The organism is Empedobacter sp. UBA7620 (genome assembly GCF_002484185.1).
GTDB lineage: Bacteria > Bacteroidota > Bacteroidia > Flavobacteriales > Weeksellaceae > Empedobacter > Empedobacter falsenii_C.
This window is the reverse complement of the sequence record NZ_DLJI01000025.1, coordinates 1-19,015: the sequence shown is the minus strand read 5'-3', so window position 1 is coordinate 19,015 and position 19,015 is coordinate 1. Positions and strand designations below refer to the sequence as shown.

Genomic DNA, 19,015 nt, shown 5'->3' with positions numbered 1-19,015 from the left:
TAAAAAAACTTGTTTTAAGTTGTCCTTATTTTCAACAAAAATAGACATATCTTTGACAGATTAAAATGAAATATAGATTTTTTCTATATTAATTATAATATTTTGAAAAATGACACAGAAAATTGTCGTAAATAATAATTATAAAACCACGCAAACTGAAATCAAATCCATTCTTGACAATTTTGACTTGATTGACGATTATATTGCAAAAGGCACAAGAAATTCTATCAAAAAAAAGACATTAGAATCAGGTAAAATTGCTACGATTAAATCATTCAAAATTCCGAATATTGTCAATAAATTTGTATATCGATTTTTCAGAAAATCAAAAGCTGAACGATCTTATGAATATGCAAAACGATTGATTGGTTTAGGATTTTTGACACCATATCCAATTGCTTTTGTAGAAAATAAAACCCTTATAAATTTTAATGATAGTTACTATTTCTGTGAATTAGTTGAAGCTGATTTGACTTATCGTGAATTAGTCGAAATTCCGATTTGGGAAAATCGAAATGAAATCTTGAAACAATTTACAAAATTCACATTTGATTTGCATGAAGCTGGAATTGAATTTTTAGATCATTCTCCTGGAAATACTTTAATTAAGCAAGTTGGAGAAAATCAATATGAGTTTTATTTGGTTGATTTAAATCGCATGAATTTTCACAATTCAATGAGTTTTGATATTCGAATTAAAAATTTTTCTCGTCTAACTCCTCAAAAAGAAATGATAGAAATTATGGGAAAAGAATATGCGAAACTTATTAATAAACCAGAACAAGAAGTAATTGAAGAAATGTGGAATAAAACACAAGAATTTCAACATAAATTTCAAACAAAACAAGCTCGAAAAAAGAAATTGAAAGCCATGATTGGTAAAAAATAATAACAAAAAAGCAGATTTGAAATCAAATCTGCTTTTTTTATTTTATCATTTCAGAAAATGGAATAATTATCTCATATCCTTTTTCTTTAAAATAATCGTGCATTCCTTCTCTATACGTCACTAAAACAAAATCTCCTCCCCAAGCACCAAGACTTTTTACAGTTCCTAAATAATCCGGAAAATACAATTCTTTAACTTGTGGAATTTGCATAAAATTGCTTAACTGAGCTTGATATTCATCCAAAATAGATTCTAAATCAGTTAAATTCTCAACTTTAGTTGCTTTTACAACCAAATCAGAAAGATCCTGAATCATTTTCCAATCTTTTGGTTTGTTTTTATAATGATTTCCAACAACAGCTTGCGTATCTTGCTTTTGATTAAGATAAACAAAATAAAGTTGATCTTTAAAATTCCAATTCAATTCTAAATCTTCAACTTCAATAGGATTATTTGAAAATAAAATAGGTTGATGATGATGAGCACACGCAATATCATAACCACTTGTATTAAAAGTCAATTTATTCAATTCAAAAGGATTTATTTCAATCCATTGACTAATTAAATCAATCAAAGTCGAGCTACTTCCCAATCCCCATTCTTGCGAATATTCTAACTTCGTTAAACATTGATAACTATTATTAGAATTAAAAAAATCAGGATTTAAAGTTTTAGCTTGTTTTAAAATATTTTGTAATGATTGACTTAATTTATCATTTGTAGAAGAAATTATTTCTAAATCATTCAATCTAATTTCAGTTTCAAACCAAATAGAATTATCAAATTTCGTTGCTTTCCAAATGATTAAATTTTCTGTTTCTGATGAATTTTCTACAAACAAACATTGCCCATATTTCGTGGGCAATGCAAATGCTTTCGCTCCATCAATTACAATATATTCCCCGATAAGGAATAATTTTCCATTGGAACGGTATGTTTTCATTTCGTTTAGATTTGTGCCGAAGAAGTCGTTACTTCTCTGTTTATTTTTTTCACTAAACCTTGTAAAGTGTTTCCTGGTCCAACCTCAATAAATTCAGTCGCACCATCAGCAATCATATTTTGTACAGATTGCGTCCATTTTACAGGAGCAGTTAATTGCGCAATCAAGTTTTTCTTGATTTCTGCAGGATCTGTAACAGCAGTTGTACTTACATTTTGATATACTGGACAAATTGGCGTATTGAATGTTGTTTCTTCAATTGCTTTTGCTAATTCTTCTTCTGCAGGTTTCATTAAAGGCGAATGAAAAGCTCCACCAACAGGTAAAACTAAAGCACGTTTTGCGCCTAATTCTTTCAACTTTTCGCATGCTACATTAACCGCTTCAATCTCTCCAGAAATCACTAACTGACCTGGACAATTGTAATTTGCAGCCACTACAACGCCATCAATTTCTGCACAAGCATCTTCAACAATTTTGTCTTCTAATCCTAAAATTGCAGCCATTGTTGATGGATTAGCTTCACACGCCGCTTGCATTGCTAAAGCACGCTTGTACACTAATTTTAATCCAGATTCAAAATCTAAAGTTCCATTTGCAACTAAAGCAGAAATTTCTCCTAAAGAATGTCCTGCAACCATTTCCGGTTTAAAATCTGGTAAAGTTTTCGCTAAAATAACAGAATGTAAAAAAACTGCTGGTTGTGTAACTTTTGTTTGTTTTAGGTCTTCTGCAGAACCTTCAAACATAATTGATTTTATATCAAATCCTAAGATTTCGTTTGCTTTATCAAATAACTCTTTTGCGATTTCAGAATTTTCGTACAAGTCTTTACCCATTCCAGAGAATTGAGCACCTTGTCCTGGAAAAACATATGCTTTCATTATATTATTTTTAATGTATGACAAATGTATAATAAAATCTTAAACTTCTTTATTTAACCTAAGTTTTGATTTTCTTTTCTATAAATTTCGTCTAAATATTTATAGCGATTAGCAACAGAAATTGCGTGTAGTTTCGCTATTGTATAACCATCTTTTCCATCTAAAAAACCAAGTCTCATTACAAAATAATTAAAAAAACGATAAGCAGGCTTTATAGTATAATGATAAAATGTTGGTTTCAAATTTTTAAGACGAAGCTCTTGCGCTCGCAAACGAGAATAGCTATTTAGTTTGTCTAAATATTCTTGTTCATTATCAAATGTAAAATGATCAAGTTTGTTTGTTAAATAACCTGTTCTACCATTACATTCTATAATCTCATGAACCATTCTATCTGATTTATATTGAGATTTAGATTTTTTAAAAATTCGAACAGCTTTATCATTTTGCATGCCCGAATATTTTATATGTTTTTTATTAAAAAAAAATTTTCGATAAACAAAATATGCATCAAAAGTAGGTTGCTGATTAAAAACCGAAACAATTTCTTTTTTTAATTCAAGTGGGATTCCTTCATCTGCGTCAAAAAAAGTAACCCAATCATTTTTTGCCAAAGAAAGTCCATAATTACGTTGATTCGTAAAATTATCAAACTTACGTTTTACAAATTTAGTTTTAGGATTTTGACGAGCAATTTTTTCTGTTTTATCGGTACTAAAAGAATCAATAATAATAATTTCATCAGCAAAATCTACATCATTTAAATAACGATGTAAATTTTTTTCTTCATTATAAGTAATCAGTAAAGCTGAAATTTTAGTAGACATTGATTCTATAGAATATTCTTTTTTAGTTTCTATTTCAACGTTATTATTACTTATTAATTGCCTATCCAATGAGTTATTGTTTAGAAAATTTTCTAACTTTTCTTTAAACAACTCGAAATCAAATATTGAATAAAATTCATCAACTTGTTTTTTTATTTGACGATTGTTTAAATCTCCAAGTTTTTCAGGAAAATAATCTTTCAAATGAACACTTGTGTGATTAATTCCATCTTCGAAAGTTGCCCAAACTTTTTTATCAATCCAAGGAGAAAAAATAATAAATGATTTTTTCCCTAAAGCTTTGGACATATTAATTGCACCTCCATCATTTCCAACAATCACATCACATTCATTTGCAATTGCAATAAACTCGCGCAAATCATTACCCAACAATTCAAAATAAACTTTCGATTTGGTTTCATCAGATAATTGATTATATACTTCTTTTGCTTGCGGTAACTGTTTCGGAAAATAATTGAATAAAATATTGACATTATAATGTTGACCAATAAAATCAACCATTTTTGCCATTTCATTCAACGGATAAGTTTTTGAAGAATCAGAACCAAGCAAACTAATCATAACCGTTTTACGAGTAGAATCAACTTGATGTTTTGTGAATAAATCTTTCGCAAAGTTTATTTCTTCTTCTGTTAAATATAATTTTGGTTCTGTAGCCAAAGGCGTTTCAATTCCTAAAGGCTTCAATAAAGACAAACGATGTTCGATTGCTAAACCTAAATATGAATTTGGTTCGTCATGTTTTTCTACATTATCTGTATACAAAAACGTTCTTCCAATCTTTTTATATGATATTTTTTTTGGTGCATTATTGATAAAAACATCCACCCAACTCTGTAATTTTGAGTAAGCATCAATTACAATATCATATCTATTTTGATTAACTTTTTTCGAGAATTTAATCAAATTCATCAAGCCTTTGTTTTCTTTTTCGTCAAAAACAATTTTATGATCGATGTACGGATTATTCTCTAAAACAGGCAAAGTATTACTATTGATTAAATAATCAACAATAGCATTTGGATAAGCTTTTTTGATATTTTCGCACAACAATGATGTGATTAAAACATCGCCTATCATCTTGTGTTGGATAATCAAAATTTTCATAAAACATAGTTATAAAGCAAAACTACTAAAATATGTTTGATTCGAAAATAAAAAAATCCTCAACAAAACTGCTGAGGATTATATTTTATAAAATTTTATTCTAATTAAACCGCTACATTATGCTCACGCAATGCATCGTTTAATGAAGTTTTTTTATCTGTAGATTCTTTACGAGTTCCGATGATTAATGCACAAGGAACTTGGTATTCACCTGCAGCAAATTTTTTCGTGTAAGAACCTGGAATAACTACTGAACGAGCAGGAACATAACCTTTAATTTCAATTGGTTCGTCACCTGTTACATCAATAATTTTAGTCGATGCTGTTAAAACAACATTTGCTCCTAAAACCGCTTCTTTTCCTACGCGAACTCCTTCTACAACGATACAACGAGATCCAATGAATGCATTATCTTCGATAATTACTGGAGCAGCTTGCAATGGCTCTAAAACTCCACCAATTCCTACACCACCAGATAAGTGAACATTTTTCCCAATTTGAGCACAAGAACCTACAGTAGCCCATGTATCAACCATTGTTCCTTCGTCCACATAAGCACCAATATTTACATAAGAAGGCATTAAAATAACTCCCGAAGAAATATACGCACCATAACGAGCAACAGCATTTGGAACAACACGAATTCCTTTTTCAGCGTAGTTACGTTTCAATTCCATTTTATCATGGTATTCAAAAATTCCAGCTTCTAAAGTTTCCATTTTCTGAATTGGGAAATACATTACAACTGCTTTTTTCACCCATTCGTTTACTTGCCAATCTTCTCCAACTGGTTCTGCACAACGTAATTGTCCGTTATCGATTAACTCAATTACTTCACGAATTGCAATTTGTGTTGACTCTTCTTGTAACAATTCTCTATTGTCCCAAGCTTTTTCTATGATTTGTTTTAAATTCTCCATCTTTATTAATAATAGCCACAAATATAAAAATTATAATCAAGGGATTTCATAGAGATTATTTATTATTGAATCGTTTTTTTAAATTTGCCAAATGTCACGAATATTAGCGTTAGATTACGGAGGAAAAAGAACAGGCGTTGCCGTAACCGATGAATTGCAAATTATAGCTTCGCCAGTTGATACAATTGATACATCAAAATTGATGGATTTCTTGAAACAATATATCGAGAAAGAAAACGTTTCTGACCTTGTAGTTGGATTATCTGTTCGTTTTTCAGGAGAATTAAATGAGATTGAAAATCAAATTCAACCTTTTTTGAAAAAATTTTCTGAACAATTTCCGTTGATCAAAATTCATCGTGAAAATGAGATGTTTACCTCAAAAATGGCTTCTCAAGCAATGTTTGCTGGAGGAATGAAAAAGAAAAAACGTCAAGAAAAAGGAATGGTCGATAAAGTGAGTGCCGTAATAATTTTACAATCATTTTTATCACATAAACTATAACAAATTGTATCTTTGCCGTTAAATTAATAAAAAAAGATCAGAAAATGGTATTACCAGTTGTAGCTTACGGAGATCCTGTCTTGCGTAAAGTTTCACAAGAAATCGATCAAGATTATAAAAATTTACAAGAACTGATCCAAAATATGTTCGATACAATGTATGACTCTAACGGAGTTGGTATCGCAGCGCCTCAGATCGGGAAAGATATACGTTTATTTGTTGTTGATTGCTCGCCTTTCGAAGAAGATGAAGATTATGATGATGTAAAAGATGAATTAAAAGATTTCAAACGAGTTTTCATCAATCCAAAAAAAATCAGTAGTTCAGAAGGAGACGAATGGGCTTTTACAGAAGGATGTTTGAGTATTCCTCACATTCACGAAGATGTAACACGTCCAGAATCGGTAACTTTAGAATATTTTGATGAAAATTGGGTGAAACATACCGAAACTTTTTCGGATATTCGCGCTCGAGTTATTCAACACGAATACGATCATTTGGAAGGAAAGCTTTTTATTGACTATATTTCGAGCTTTAAAAAGAAATTAATAAGTAATAAATTAAAAAATATAACAAAAGGGAAAGTAAACACGAGTTACAAAATGAAATTCCCTTCATAGACCCTTAAACATAATAGAATATGGATTTATCAAGAGTTATCGCAATTTCAGGAAAACCAGGATTATACCGTTTAGTTTCTCAAACAAGAGGTGGTTTTGTTGTTGAAGATTTAGAAAAAGGTAAAAAAATCTCAATCGCTTCTAACTACAATGTTAGTTTATTAGACAACGTTGCTATTTACGGAGTATCACAAGAATTTCCTTTGGCTGAAGTTTTCTTCAGAATTTACAAAAAAGAAAACGGAGGAGAAACGATCGATTACAAAACTTCTGGTACAGAATTGCGTAAATATATGGAAGAAGTTTTACCAGAATATGACGATTCAAGAGTTTATGATTCTGATTTGAAAAAATTATTCCAATGGTATAATATCTTACACAAAAACGGATTATTAAACATCGACTTAGCTGCTGTAGAAGCTGCAATGGCTGCTCAACAAGCACAAGAAGCTCCTGTTGCTGAAGTAGAAGCTACAGAAGAAGTTGTTGTGGAAGAAAAACCAAAAAAGAAAGCTCCTGCTAAAAAGGCTGCTGACAAAAAAGAGGCTGAAGAAAAACCAGCTAAAAAAACTGCTGCTAAAAAAACAACAGCAAAAAAAGATAAAGACGCTGAATAATTAGAGATGAATACACGTAAAGATCAATTACAGGCTTTCGAAAGATTGTTGGATATAATGGATGAATTACGTGAAAAATGTCCGTGGGATCGTAAACAAACAATGGAAACATTGCGTACTTTATCTATCGAAGAAATTTATGAACTTTCGGATGCTATCATCGAAAAAGATTCGGATGAAATAAAAAAAGAACTAGGTGATGTTTTTCTTCACCTAGTTTTTTATTCTAAAATCGCATCAGAGCAAAACAACTTCGATGTTGCTGATGTTTTAAATGGTATTTGTGACAAATTAATTCATCGTCATCCACATATTTACGGGGATGTAGAAGTAAATACAGAAGAAAAAGTGCTTCAAAATTGGGAACAAATCAAGCTAAAAGAAGGCAATAAATCTGTACTTTCTGGCGTTCCTACTTCTCTCCCAGCAATGGTAAAAGCATACCGAATTCAAGACAAAGTAAAAGGTGTTGGATTTGAATTTGAAAATTCTGATCAAGTTATTGATAAAATTATCGAGGAAATTAATGAATTCAAAGAAGAACAAAATCCTACTGATAAAGAGATGGAATTTGGTGACATTTTATTTTCTTTAATTAATTATGGACGATTTAATGGCATCAATTCTGAAGATGCTTTAGAAAGATCGAACAAAAAATTTATCGCACGTTTTCAGAAATTAGAAGAAATCGCGAAAGAAAATGGTCAAAACATAGCTGATTTAACCATTTCCGAATTAGATAAATTATGGAATTTAGCGAAAATTCGCTAGTGTAAACTTAACACTATAAAGTTTATTCAAATCAACGAAAACGTTGTAATCAGACGTTTTAACACTATTATAAATAACTTTTATCGACACCAATAAAACAAAGTATTACAAATTATTGTGCACGCACAGAAAACCGACATATATTTGCAATGGTTATAGCGGGCAATAGCTTGTAATAATGGAAGGAAGTTTGTTTACTAAGTAAACAGTTTTCTCATTTTTTTGTGGTTTTGATGAAAAGGTGACTTAAAGTCGCCTTTTTATTTTTTATCAACTTCTATGTAAAATCACAATTCATAACAATCCTTTTTTATCTGAATAATTTGTAAATTTGTAGAATGCAGTTTCAATTAAATTCTGAATTCAAGCCAACTGGTGATCAACCAAAAGCTATTGAAGAATTATCAAATGGTATTCTAAATAATGATCGTTATCAAACACTTTTGGGTGTTACAGGTTCTGGTAAAACATTTACAATCGCGAATGTTGTACAAGATGTGCAACGTCCAACTTTAGTTTTGGCACATAACAAAACGTTGGCGGCACAGTTGTATATGGAATTCAAAGAATTTTTTCCGAATAATGCAGTCGAATATTTCGTTTCTTACTATGATTATTATCAACCAGAAGCTTACATTCCTTCATCAGGAACCTATATTGAGAAAGATTTATCAATTAATGAAGAAATTGAAAAGCTTCGTTTAAGTACAACTTCCTCCCTACTTTCTGGTCGTCGCGATATTTTGGTTGTGGCTTCAGTTTCGTGTTTATATGGTATTGGAAATCCAACAGAATTTCATAAAAATGTGATTCAGATTGAAACGGGGCAAATTATCTCGAGAACAGCTTTTTTGCATAAATTAGTCCAAGCTTTATATTCGAGAACAGAAGGTATTTTTCAACGCGGAAATTTTAGAATTAAAGGAGATACATTAGATATTTTCCCTGCTTATGCGGATGATGGAATCAGAATTAATTTCTTTGGTGATGAAATCGAAGAAATCTCAGTTTTCAATGTAGAAACAGGTAAAACTTCAACTAAACTAGATAAAATTAATATTTATCCAGCTAATCTTTTTGTGACTTCTAAAGATACATTGAATGGCGCAATTGCTGATATTCAGATCGATTTAGGAAAACAAGTTGAGTATTTTCATGAAATAGGAAAACATCTCGAAGCAAAACGTTTGCAAGAACGTACTGAATTTGATTTGGAAATGATTAAAGAATTAGGTTACTGTTCAGGAATCGAGAATTATTCGAGATATTTAGATGGTCGCGATCCAGGAACTCGCCCGTTCTGTTTATTAGATTATTTCCCAGAAGATTATTTGATGGTGATTGATGAGTCGCACGTTACAGTTTCTCAAGTTCATGCAATGTATGGTGGGGACCGCTCGCGTAAAGAGAATTTGGTGGAATATGGTTTTCGACTTCCTGCCGCAATGGACAATCGTCCGTTAAAATTTGAAGAATTTGAAGCTTTACAAAATCAAGTGATTTATGTTTCGGCAACACCTGCGAATTATGAATTAGAAAAATCGGAAGGAGTTGTTGTAGAGCAAGTCATTCGTCCAACTGGATTATTAGATCCAATTATTGAAATTCGTCCAACACAAAATCAAGTCGATGATTTGATGGAAGAAATCAATAAACGAGTAGAGTTAGACGAACGTGTTTTGGTCACTACTTTAACGAAACGAATGGCGGAAGAGTTAACGAAATATTTGACAAAATATGGCGTTCGATGTCGTTATATTCATTCTGATGTGGATACATTAGAACGTGTTCAGATTATGGCTGATTTACGCGCTGGATTATTTGATGTTTTGGTTGGAGTTAATCTTTTGAGAGAAGGTTTAGATTTACCTGAAGTTTCTCTAGTAGCAATTTTGGATGCTGATAAAGAAGGTTTTTTAAGAAGTCATCGTTCTTTAACGCAAACGGTTGGTCGTGCTGCTCGTAACGTGAATGGTTTGGCGATTATGTACGCAGATAAAATTACAGATAGTATGCAATTAACGATTGATGAAACAAATCGTCGTCGTGAAATTCAGATGAAATACAACAAAGATCACAATAAAGTTCCTCAAGCTTTAAACAAAAAAATAACGAAACTAAGTTTAGCTGCAGCAGATTTTGAAGAAAATCCTTACGAACAAAAACATTTGATTCAACAAGCAGCAGAGATTAATGAAAATTATTCGACAGAAGATAAAGAGAAATTGGTACAAAAATTGCAGAAAGAAATGGAAAATGCTGCAAAAAATTTAGATTTTATAAAAGCAGCCGAATTAAGAGATCAAATTCAACTCTTAACCAAAGAATAGCACGTTTTTTTTTAGTTTTAATGAAATTTTTAAGTTTTACATTTTTAATATTATTTACTCTTTTATCGTCCTGTAATACTCATATTCTAAAATCTTCTACTAATAATGAATTGATAGAAAATGAGGAGTATAGTCTCATTCATTCTCGTGAATTAAAAATTTTCAAAAAATTTGATACACCTCCAAATTATGAAAGGAATCAAAATTATACAGATTTTGGTAAATGGATAAATAACCTTCCGCTCAAAAACAATAATACAGCTGTTTATTCTTTTGATGGTCAAAAAAAATCTAATCCAAATATATATGTAGGAGTTTTAGATTTAGAACAACCCAAAAAAAATGTACAGTTTAATGCAAATGCGATGATGAGTTTGCGTTTAGAGTATTTCTTCCGTTCGAAAAAATACAATGAAATAGATAAATTGTCTAAAATTTCTACAAAGCCAATTCCTTACACTGACTATGTAAAAGGAGATTATTCTCATACGAAATACATGCAATATTTGATCTATTATTTAGAAAATACAAATTCAAATACAATTGCTGAATTATTAAAACCAATCTCTATCAAAGAGATTCAAATTGGCGATGTATTTTTTCAAAAGGGAAATATAAAAAGTCATGCTGTAATGGTAATTGATTTAGCGAAAGATAAAAATGGGAATAATATATTCATTTTGGCTCAAAGTTATTATCCAAGTCAAGACATTCATATTCTTTCTAATCCAAGCAACGATTTAATCTCACCATGGTATATTGCAAAAGAAGGCATACTTCTTACACCTGAGTGGAGATTTTTGTCTTCGGACTTGATGCGTTTTAAATAACATTTTACTTTTTCAATCCTTACATTTTACTTAAATTTGTTGTTCAAAACCTCAAAGTAAACAACAATACAGTAAATAATCGATAATGCAAAGAGTATATTTAGACAATGCAGCAACCACAGCAATTCGTCCAGAAGTAGTTGACGAAATGGCAAATGTGATGAAAAATGTTTTCGGAAATCCATCTTCTACCCACGTTTTTGGTAGAGAAGCCAAGGCACTTATAGAAATGGCTCGAAAGAACATTGCGCAGCGTTTAAATATTTCTCCTGCCGAAATTTATTTTACTTCTTGTGGGACAGAATCTAACAATACGATTATACGTTCTTGTGTAAATGATTTAGATGTTACACGTATCATTACTTCGGATATGGAACACAAATGCGTACAAGAAAGTATCAAAGATTTAGAATATCGTGGAAAAGTTGAAGTAATCCGCATCAATATTCAAAAAAATGGAGACATTGATTATGCTCAATTAGAGGAATTAGTTAAAGATCAATCTAAAAAAACATTGGTTTCTTTGATGCATGCTAATAACGAAATTGGAAATTTAACAGATATTAAACGTATTTCGCAATTGTGTCAAGAAAATAATACATTGTTCCACACAGATACGGTGCAAACAGTTGGTCATTACGATTTAGATTTCCAAGATTTGGGAATGGATTTCGCTTCTTGCTCAGCACACAAAATTCATGGACCAAAAGGTGCTGGATTTTTATATGCAAAAAAAGCTTCGCATTTAAAAGCCTTGATTGCTGGAGGAGGACAAGAAAGAGGAATGCGTTCTGGTACCGAAAACGTATACGGAATTGTTGGACTTTCAAAAGCTTTTGATTTAGCGATTGATGAGTTAGATGCTCATGTAAATCACATCAAAGAAATTAAACAATATACAATCGATCAATTAAAAGCAGCTATTCCAGGCGTTTCTTTCAATGGATTATCAGATGATTTAGACAAAAGTTTGTATGCATTATTAAGCATCAAATTACCATTCCATGATGCCTTAATCGGATTCGAATTAGAATTAGCTGGTATCGCTGTTTCACAAGGAAGTGCTTGCAGTTCTGGTGCAGCAAAAGTTTCATTAGTTATGCAAACATTGTACACAGAAGAAGAAATTGATCAAATGACACCTTTACGTGTATCTTTTTCATACGAAACATCTAAAGAAGATATTGATGTCTTAGTTGGAACATTGAAAAAAATCTCTGAAAAACATCAATTACAAAACGCTTAATGACTGATTTCAATCAACTTGATATTCTGATTTTAATTGCATTAGCTTTTGGTTTTATCAACGGATTTTTCAAAGGTTTTATTTCTCAATTAATTGGGTTAGTCGGTTTTTTTGTAGCAATTTGGTTAAGTTTTAAATTTTATCAAATCATCGAAGTTTATGTCGACTCGTACAATATTGTTGCAGATAGCTTAACTTCTTTGGTTGCGTTAGTTATTACATTTGCAATTGCTTTTTTCACGATAAAATTAGCGTCAAGTTTAACACAAAAAACGGTAGAAGCAGTTGGTTTAGGAATCATTAATCGATTTGGTGGAGCGGCTTTAGGATTAATAATCTCTTTACTTTTAACATCAAGTATTTTGTATTATATCGATCCGATTTTAGAATTAGGATTTAAAGAAACAAAAGACGAAAGCCAGATTTTACCAATTTTGAACGAAAGTTCTCAAATCATCAAAAATTCTATCTTCGAAACAAAAGATAATTTAAGGACAGAATCCCAAGATTCTATTCATTTATAATCATACAAAGACAGCTTTTTTCAAGCTGTCTTTTTTCTTAACATTAATTTTATAAAAGGCACAAAAATTATCTAAAGAGATCAAAACAATTAATTTAAGATGAAAAACGATTCTTAGGAGTCGTTTTTTTATGATTTTATTTTTAATAACGACGTATTGTGTCGTATAAAATCGTTCCTTTGTTTAAATTTTAAGATTATGAACAGCGCAATCATACTTTCGTCCATCCTTTTTTTTATCATTGGAGTCGTTATCAGTTTTTTATATTCAAAATCGAAAGCAAATTCTGCAATCATTGGAAATGAAATTAAATACCAAGAACTTCAAAAACAATATGATTCGCTAAAAAATGAGTTTATCGAAATAAAAGATGATGCTAATTTCAATTTGGATCAATGGCAAAAAGAGCGCGAAAAAAATACAGAATTAACGGTTCGTCATCAAGAAGCAATGAAAGCTGTGGAGGAACAAAAATCGTTTATGCTCGAAACGAATGAACGATTAAAAGAACAATTTGAAGCACTTTCGGCTCAAGTTTTGAAAAGTAATAACGAACAATTTCTTGATTTAGCGAAAACAACATTGGATAAACATTTTTCTAATTCTCAAAATGATTTAGAAAAACGTCAACAAGCAATTGATTCGTTAATCAAACCATTAAATGAAAGCTTGAATAAATTTGACGGAAAAATATCCGAAATTGAAAAAGCGCGAGAAGGCGCTTATTCAGAAATTAAAGTTTTCTTAGATTCGATGCGTGGCACAACCGATAAATTGCAAAAAGAAACCAATACATTAGTTTCTGCACTTAAAACTTCGCACACAAGAGGAAAATACGGAGAAATTGGATTGCGTCGTGTGGTTGAATTTGCTGGAATGTCGTCTTTTTGTGATTTTGAAGAACAAACTTCTGTTCAATCAGAAAATGGTTTGCTTCGCCCAGATTTAATCGTTAATCTTCCTGGAAATAGAAAAGTTATTGTCGATTCTAAAGTTCCGTTAAACCAATATATGCTTGCATTTGAGACGGAAGATGAGAATTTAAGAAAACATCATTTGCAAATGCACGCAAAAGCTGTCCGCGAACATTTAAAGAATTTGAGTTCTAAGGCTTATTGGAATCAATACACAGAAGCGCCCGATTATGTGGTGATGTATTTACAAATTGAAAGTTCTTTTGGTGCTGCGTTAGAATTGGAGCGAACTTTGATAGAAGATGCACTAAACAATAGAATAATTATTGCAACACCAACTACTTTGATTACAATGCTTCGCACAATTGCGTTTAGCTGGCAACAATTAAATGTTGCGGAAAATATATATCAAATGCGAGATGCAGGGATAGAATTATACAATCGTGTGAATGTTTTGATACAACATTTGGCAACTGTTGGTCATAATCTTAACCAAGCAACCCAAAGTTACAATAAAGCTATAGGTTCACTAGAAAATCGTTTTATTCCGCAGGTTAAAAAGCTGAAAGAAATCGGTGGAACTTTGATGGAAAAAGAAATTTCGGAAACTAAGCCAATTGATACAATGATTCGTTCAATAAATAACTTGGATATTCAATAATCATTCTATATTTGTACAACTTTTAGAGAGAATGAAAACAAGCCTATTTACCTTGATTTTACTATACTCTCCTGCCATTTTTGCGCAGGTGAATTTTGAAGAAAAATCTGTACAGGTAAAACCAAATTTAGAATTAAATAAAGTATATAACTACTCATTTACAGATCGTAACTTTTCGATTTCTGTAAATGACACGGTTTCTAAAGTCATCAACCAATCAAATAAATCGATGGAATTGGTTGACAAAAATGATTTTGCCAATAAGTATACATTTGTAAATGGTAAAAATCAATCCAATGATCCTGATGAATTTTACCGCGATTTTATCAATAATTCTGAAGGAATAGAATACGAATTCACAACAAATCCTTCTGGAGAATTTTTAGAATTATTAAATGTTCCTCAGATTGAAGAAAAATTGCTTAAAATAACTGATAAACTTGGCAAACAACGCAAAAAATCTGATGATTATAAGGCAAATATTGCGTACATCGAGGAAATGGTCAAGTCAAAAACGTATGTTCCGTATGTTTTTGAGCAAGAAATTCATGTTTTCAATTATTTTAATGGACAATATTTTCGTTTAGGTGAAACATATGAAGGAAAATCGGTACAGGAAAATATTTTTGGGTTTCCAATTTCTTCTACAACAAATACTTATCTAAAAGACATCAACAAAGAAAAAGGTACGTATACAATTGCTTCTGACCAAAATTTGAGCAAAGATGATTTTGAAAAATTATGGGAAGAAATGGCGTATTATATGTTGAATGATGCTAAACTGAATTTGTCGCAAGAACAGGTGAAAAAAGAAATCAAAAAATATTCAGAAACAGTTGAATTAAAAGTAAAATATGAAAATACATACGATTTGAATTCAATTTTAATCAAATCTGAATATTTATTTAGCTTAAACATTGGTTCTAAGAAAACAGTTAATCAATTAAGTATAAAACTTTTAAATGACTAAGTTTTATTTTTTAACGAATTTCAAACTTCATTTTAGATAATTTGCTCTATTTTTGAATTAGTTTGATTGCTTATAAATGAAAATTAACTTTACATATTATCTGTTTTTTTTATTTTTTTCGATAAAAATATTCGCACAAGATCCTATTCAAGATACAATTTCGCCGGTTGTTAAAAATGACACCATTTTTAATGCGCCTCAGGAAACGATTATTTTCCCGAAAACATATTGGAATATTGGAAACGAGAAACGATATAATGTAACAACAAGTGAGGTGAAGTTGGAAGATGATACAATTTCGCATCAAGAACAATATACTTATAACGTTATTATTCAGGTTGAAAATGTCTATCAAAATGAAACCATTGTAAAGTGGAATTTTAGAAATGTACAATTCAATTCAAAATCATTTTTAAATAATCCTTTTTCTTTAGTTAATAATGTTTCGATTTCCTTTAAAATAGACCAAGACGGACGATTTTTGGGTTATACAGATTTAGATAAAACGATCAAACAATTGGTTTTATCATCAGAAGATTTAGAGAATAAATATTTGGATAATCCTACTGCGATTGCGTTAATCAAAAAGAATCTTCAACACTATTCTACAGAAGAAAATATTGTTAAATTATTTGACAAAGACATTCGTCAATTTCATCATTTTTACGGAAAAAGTAATTTTACTTTAGAAAGTGCACCGTTTGTTTATCAGTCGTACATGGACAATTTATTCAGCACTTCTCCTACTCCAGCGACAACAGAATTGAAATTGAATGAGATTGGAGTTTCGCAAACCAATTACATTATGTCAAGTTTTCAAGAAGCCAATAAAGATTGGTTGGCCAATTCTTGGTACAGCTATTTGAAAGATTTGGCAACGAAATTAGGTTCTGAACAACCATCTGAAAAAAGATTGAAAGACGACATAAAATATTACGTTAAAACGACTTCGCGTATCAAAGATAACGGTTGGATTTCATATAGTATCGAAACCAAAAAGGTGAAATTTCAAGATACGGATTACACGTTAGAGCGTCGTTTTGAGTTAGTAGACTAAAACTCGCATCAATACTGATAATTCTTACATTATTAAATCATAAAAACTTCGTGAATCAAGATTATTTTTCATAATTTTGCATTCATTTTATATAAATTATATTCACTATGCAATTGTCTGAACAAGAAATTATTCGTAGAGAAAAACTACAACAATTAAGAGACTTAGGCGTTGAGCCTTACCCTGCCGAAGAATTCGTGGTAACTTCTAATTCTAAAGAAATTAAGGAAAAGTACGAAGAAGGAAAGGTTGTCAAGCTTGCCGGACGATTGATGAGTGTTCGTGTAATGGGAAAAGCTTCTTTCGCTGAGTTACAAGATAGCGAAGGTCGTGTACAGGTTTATATCTCGAGAGATGATATTTCTTCGTCTGAAGAAGGAATTGAGTACAATACAATTTTCAAGAAATTGATGGATATCGGAGATTTTATTGGAATTGAAGGATATGAATTCAAAACTAAAGTGGGTGAAATTTCTGTTCACGTAACAAAATTAACGCTGTTATCAAAAACTTTACGTCCATTACCTATTGTAAAAACTGACGACGAAGGTCATGTATTTGACGCTTTTACAGATCCAGAATTGCGTTACCGTATGCGTTACGTAGACATGGTTGTAAACCCGCACGTGAAAGAAATTTTCTTAAAACGTACACGTTTATTCAACGCAATGCGTAATTTCTTCAACGATCGTGGATACATGGAAGTCGAAACTCCAGTTTTACAATCTATTCCTGGAGGTGCAGCAGCTCGTCCGTTTATTACGCATCACAATGCATTAGACATTCCATTATATTTAAGAATCGCGAACGAATTATACCTAAAAAGATTAATCGTTGGTGGTTTTGATGGTGTGTACGAATTTTCTAAAAACTTCCGTAACGAAGGGATGGACCGTACGCATAATCCAGAATTTACAGCAATGGAAATTTACGTTGCTTACAAAGATTATAACTGGATGATGGATTTCACAGAGCGATTATTAGAGCATTGTGCAATTGCTGTTAATGGAACTTCTGAAGCAACTTTTGGAGAACATAAAATTGATTTCAAAGCGCCTTACAAACGTGTAACAATGCGTCAATCAATTATTGATTTCACTGGATTTGATATCGATGGAAAATCTGAAGCAGAATTATTTGAGGCTGCTAAAGGAATGGGAATCGAGGTTGATGAGACGATGGGTAAAGGAAAATTAATCGATGAAATTTTTGGTGAGAAATGTGAAGGAAACTACATTCAACCAACTTTCATTACAGATTATCCAAAAGAAATGTCTCCATTGACTAAAAAACACCGTGATAATCCAGAATTAACTGAGCGTTTCGAATTAATGGTTTGTGGAAAAGAAATTGCTAACGCATATTCTGAGCTAAATGACCCAATCGATCAACGTGAGCGTTTTGAAGCACAAATGGCTTTAGCTGATAGAGGTGACGACGAAGCAATGTTTATCGACCAAGATTTCTTACGTGCTTTAGAATACGGAATGCCTCCAACATCAGGTTTAGGAATCGGAATGGATCGTTTGATTATGTTCTTAACAAATAATCCATCTATTCAAGAAGTTTTATTCTTCCCTCAAATGCGTCCAGAAAAAGCTGCACCAGCTTACGAATTGACAGAAGAAGAAACTCAAATTATTGAAATTTTAAAAGCTAACGAAAACATTGATTTGAATGAATTAAAATCTCAAGCTGCTTTAAGCGGTAAAAAATGGGACAAATCAATGAAAAATTTAGCAAAATATAACTTGACTAAAGTTACTGTTGAAGGAGATTCTAAGACAGTTTCATATTTAGGCGAGTAAATTATTACCCTTTCATCTATATTTTAAAAGCTCAACTTCGGTTGGGCTTTTTTTGTAATTATTTGGGCGTTCCCTCGCTCTTTGCCTTCCATTTATATTATTTATAAAATAACCAAAATAATACAAACACAGCTAATGCAAATCGCTCGGTTGGGCTATCCGTTCCAATCTTTTGTAAAAGAAGATTAGAAGTGATTACAGAAAATCCAACTCCTACAAAAGGATTTACACTACTATCCCTAACGCGGGTTTTAAGTTCTGAGTTTTGAGTAATAAGTTATAAGACATAAGATTTAAGACTGACAATAAAAATCTACAAAGGAGTGTTATCGAGTTATGAGTTGTAAGTTCTGAGTTAGTTGTAAAAAGGAAGCTTTCTTTTTATTAAGAAGAAGCTTCTTGTTGACTAATTAGAAGCCTCTTATTTACTGATTGGAAGCTTCTTGTTTTATAAAACATAGTCTGGAGATGCGTAAAGCTTAAAACGTTCAGTCTAAAGCGCGACGTATACCCACAAAAAAAGCCTCAAGTTGTTCACTTGAGGCTTTTGATAAAAACTGGCGACGACCTA

At 31.3% G+C, this 19,015-nt stretch carries 17 protein-coding genes; 13 read left to right on the top strand and 4 right to left on the bottom strand.

Annotation, left to right across the window (positions count from 1 at the left end; all coding sequences use genetic code 11):
- Positions 1-109 precede the first annotated feature (109 nt).
- Positions 110-889 (top strand): lipopolysaccharide kinase InaA family protein, encoded by a 780-nt coding sequence (locus B2217_RS05140; RefSeq protein WP_180906259.1) that lies wholly within the window; start codon positions 110-112, stop codon positions 887-889.
- Between the two features lie 37 nt (positions 890-926).
- On the opposite strand, the gene B2217_RS05135 is transcribed toward B2217_RS05140, so the two are convergent.
- The 4 genes from B2217_RS05135 to B2217_RS05120 all read right to left on the bottom strand — a co-directional run bounded on the left by B2217_RS05135 (position 927) and on the right by B2217_RS05120 (position 5,591).
- A complete protein-coding gene (locus tag B2217_RS05135; RefSeq protein ID WP_180906258.1) occupies positions 927-1,832 on the bottom strand; it encodes a GYDIA family GHMP kinase in 906 nt (301 codons plus the stop codon).
- 5 nt (positions 1,833-1,837) lie between these two features.
- Positions 1,838-2,716, bottom strand: coding sequence for an ACP S-malonyltransferase (gene fabD, locus B2217_RS05130; RefSeq protein ID WP_180906257.1), 879 nt, complete (start codon positions 2,714-2,716; stop codon positions 1,838-1,840).
- Positions 2,717-2,769: 53 nt separating this feature from the next.
- On the bottom strand, positions 2,770-4,671 hold the full coding sequence (locus B2217_RS05125) for a glycosyltransferase (RefSeq protein ID WP_180906256.1): 1,902 nt from the start codon (positions 4,669-4,671) through the stop codon (positions 2,770-2,772).
- Between the two features lie 104 nt (positions 4,672-4,775).
- The gene (locus B2217_RS05120; protein ID WP_114999820.1) at positions 4,776-5,591 is read right to left on the bottom strand and encodes a 2,3,4,5-tetrahydropyridine-2,6-dicarboxylate N-succinyltransferase; all 816 of its coding nucleotides are present in this window, start codon (positions 5,589-5,591) and stop codon (positions 4,776-4,778) included.
- A gap of 91 nt (positions 5,592-5,682) precedes the next feature.
- On the opposite strand from B2217_RS05120, the gene ruvX reads away from it, so the two are divergent.
- From ruvX to lysS, 12 genes are all read left to right on the top strand, one after another.
- Positions 5,683-6,096, top strand: a complete 414-nt coding sequence (ruvX, locus tag B2217_RS05115) for a Holliday junction resolvase RuvX (protein WP_038333513.1) — start codon at positions 5,683-5,685, stop codon at positions 6,094-6,096.
- Positions 6,097-6,140: 44 nt separating this feature from the next.
- The gene (gene def, locus B2217_RS05110) at positions 6,141-6,716 is read left to right on the top strand and encodes a peptide deformylase (RefSeq protein WP_114999818.1); all 576 of its coding nucleotides are present in this window, start codon (positions 6,141-6,143) and stop codon (positions 6,714-6,716) included.
- 20 nt (positions 6,717-6,736) lie between these two features.
- On the top strand, positions 6,737-7,333 hold the full coding sequence (locus B2217_RS05105; RefSeq protein ID WP_291063303.1) for a DUF5606 domain-containing protein: 597 nt from the start codon (positions 6,737-6,739) through the stop codon (positions 7,331-7,333).
- A gap of 6 nt (positions 7,334-7,339) precedes the next feature.
- Positions 7,340-8,104, top strand: a complete 765-nt coding sequence (gene mazG / locus B2217_RS05100) for a nucleoside triphosphate pyrophosphohydrolase (protein ID WP_291122171.1) — start codon at positions 7,340-7,342, stop codon at positions 8,102-8,104.
- A 338-nt stretch (positions 8,105-8,442) separates the two neighbouring features.
- Positions 8,443-10,434 carry an excinuclease ABC subunit UvrB gene (uvrB, locus tag B2217_RS05095; protein ID WP_125350149.1) on the top strand — a complete coding sequence of 664 codons (1,992 nt, stop codon included), beginning with the start codon at positions 8,443-8,445 and terminating at the stop codon, positions 10,432-10,434.
- Between the two features lie 110 nt (positions 10,435-10,544).
- Complete coding sequence (locus B2217_RS05090) at positions 10,545-11,264, top strand: DUF4846 domain-containing protein (protein WP_181816289.1); 720 nt, start codon at positions 10,545-10,547, stop codon at positions 11,262-11,264.
- Positions 11,265-11,349: 85 nt separating this feature from the next.
- Positions 11,350-12,510: a cysteine desulfurase family protein gene (locus tag B2217_RS05085; protein WP_180906251.1), complete on the top strand. Its 1,161-nt coding sequence runs from the start codon at positions 11,350-11,352 to the stop codon at positions 12,508-12,510.
- A complete protein-coding gene (locus B2217_RS05080; RefSeq protein WP_114999807.1) occupies positions 12,510-13,034 on the top strand; it encodes a CvpA family protein in 525 nt (174 codons plus the stop codon). The genes B2217_RS05085 and B2217_RS05080 overlap by 1 nt, the downstream gene beginning before the upstream one ends.
- Before the next feature lie 198 nt (positions 13,035-13,232).
- The gene (rmuC, locus tag B2217_RS05075; protein WP_291122170.1) at positions 13,233-14,609 is read left to right on the top strand and encodes a DNA recombination protein RmuC; all 1,377 of its coding nucleotides are present in this window, start codon (positions 13,233-13,235) and stop codon (positions 14,607-14,609) included.
- Positions 14,610-14,640: 31 nt separating this feature from the next.
- The gene (locus B2217_RS05070) at positions 14,641-15,579 is read left to right on the top strand and encodes a hypothetical protein (protein WP_038333483.1); all 939 of its coding nucleotides are present in this window, start codon (positions 14,641-14,643) and stop codon (positions 15,577-15,579) included.
- 76 nt (positions 15,580-15,655) lie between these two features.
- The gene (locus tag B2217_RS05065) at positions 15,656-16,636 is read left to right on the top strand and encodes a hypothetical protein (RefSeq protein ID WP_291122169.1); all 981 of its coding nucleotides are present in this window, start codon (positions 15,656-15,658) and stop codon (positions 16,634-16,636) included.
- Positions 16,637-16,743: 107 nt separating this feature from the next.
- Positions 16,744-18,444, top strand: coding sequence for a lysine--tRNA ligase (gene lysS / locus B2217_RS05060; protein ID WP_291122168.1), 1,701 nt, complete (start codon positions 16,744-16,746; stop codon positions 18,442-18,444).
- The last annotated feature ends 571 nt before the right edge of the window (positions 18,445-19,015 follow it).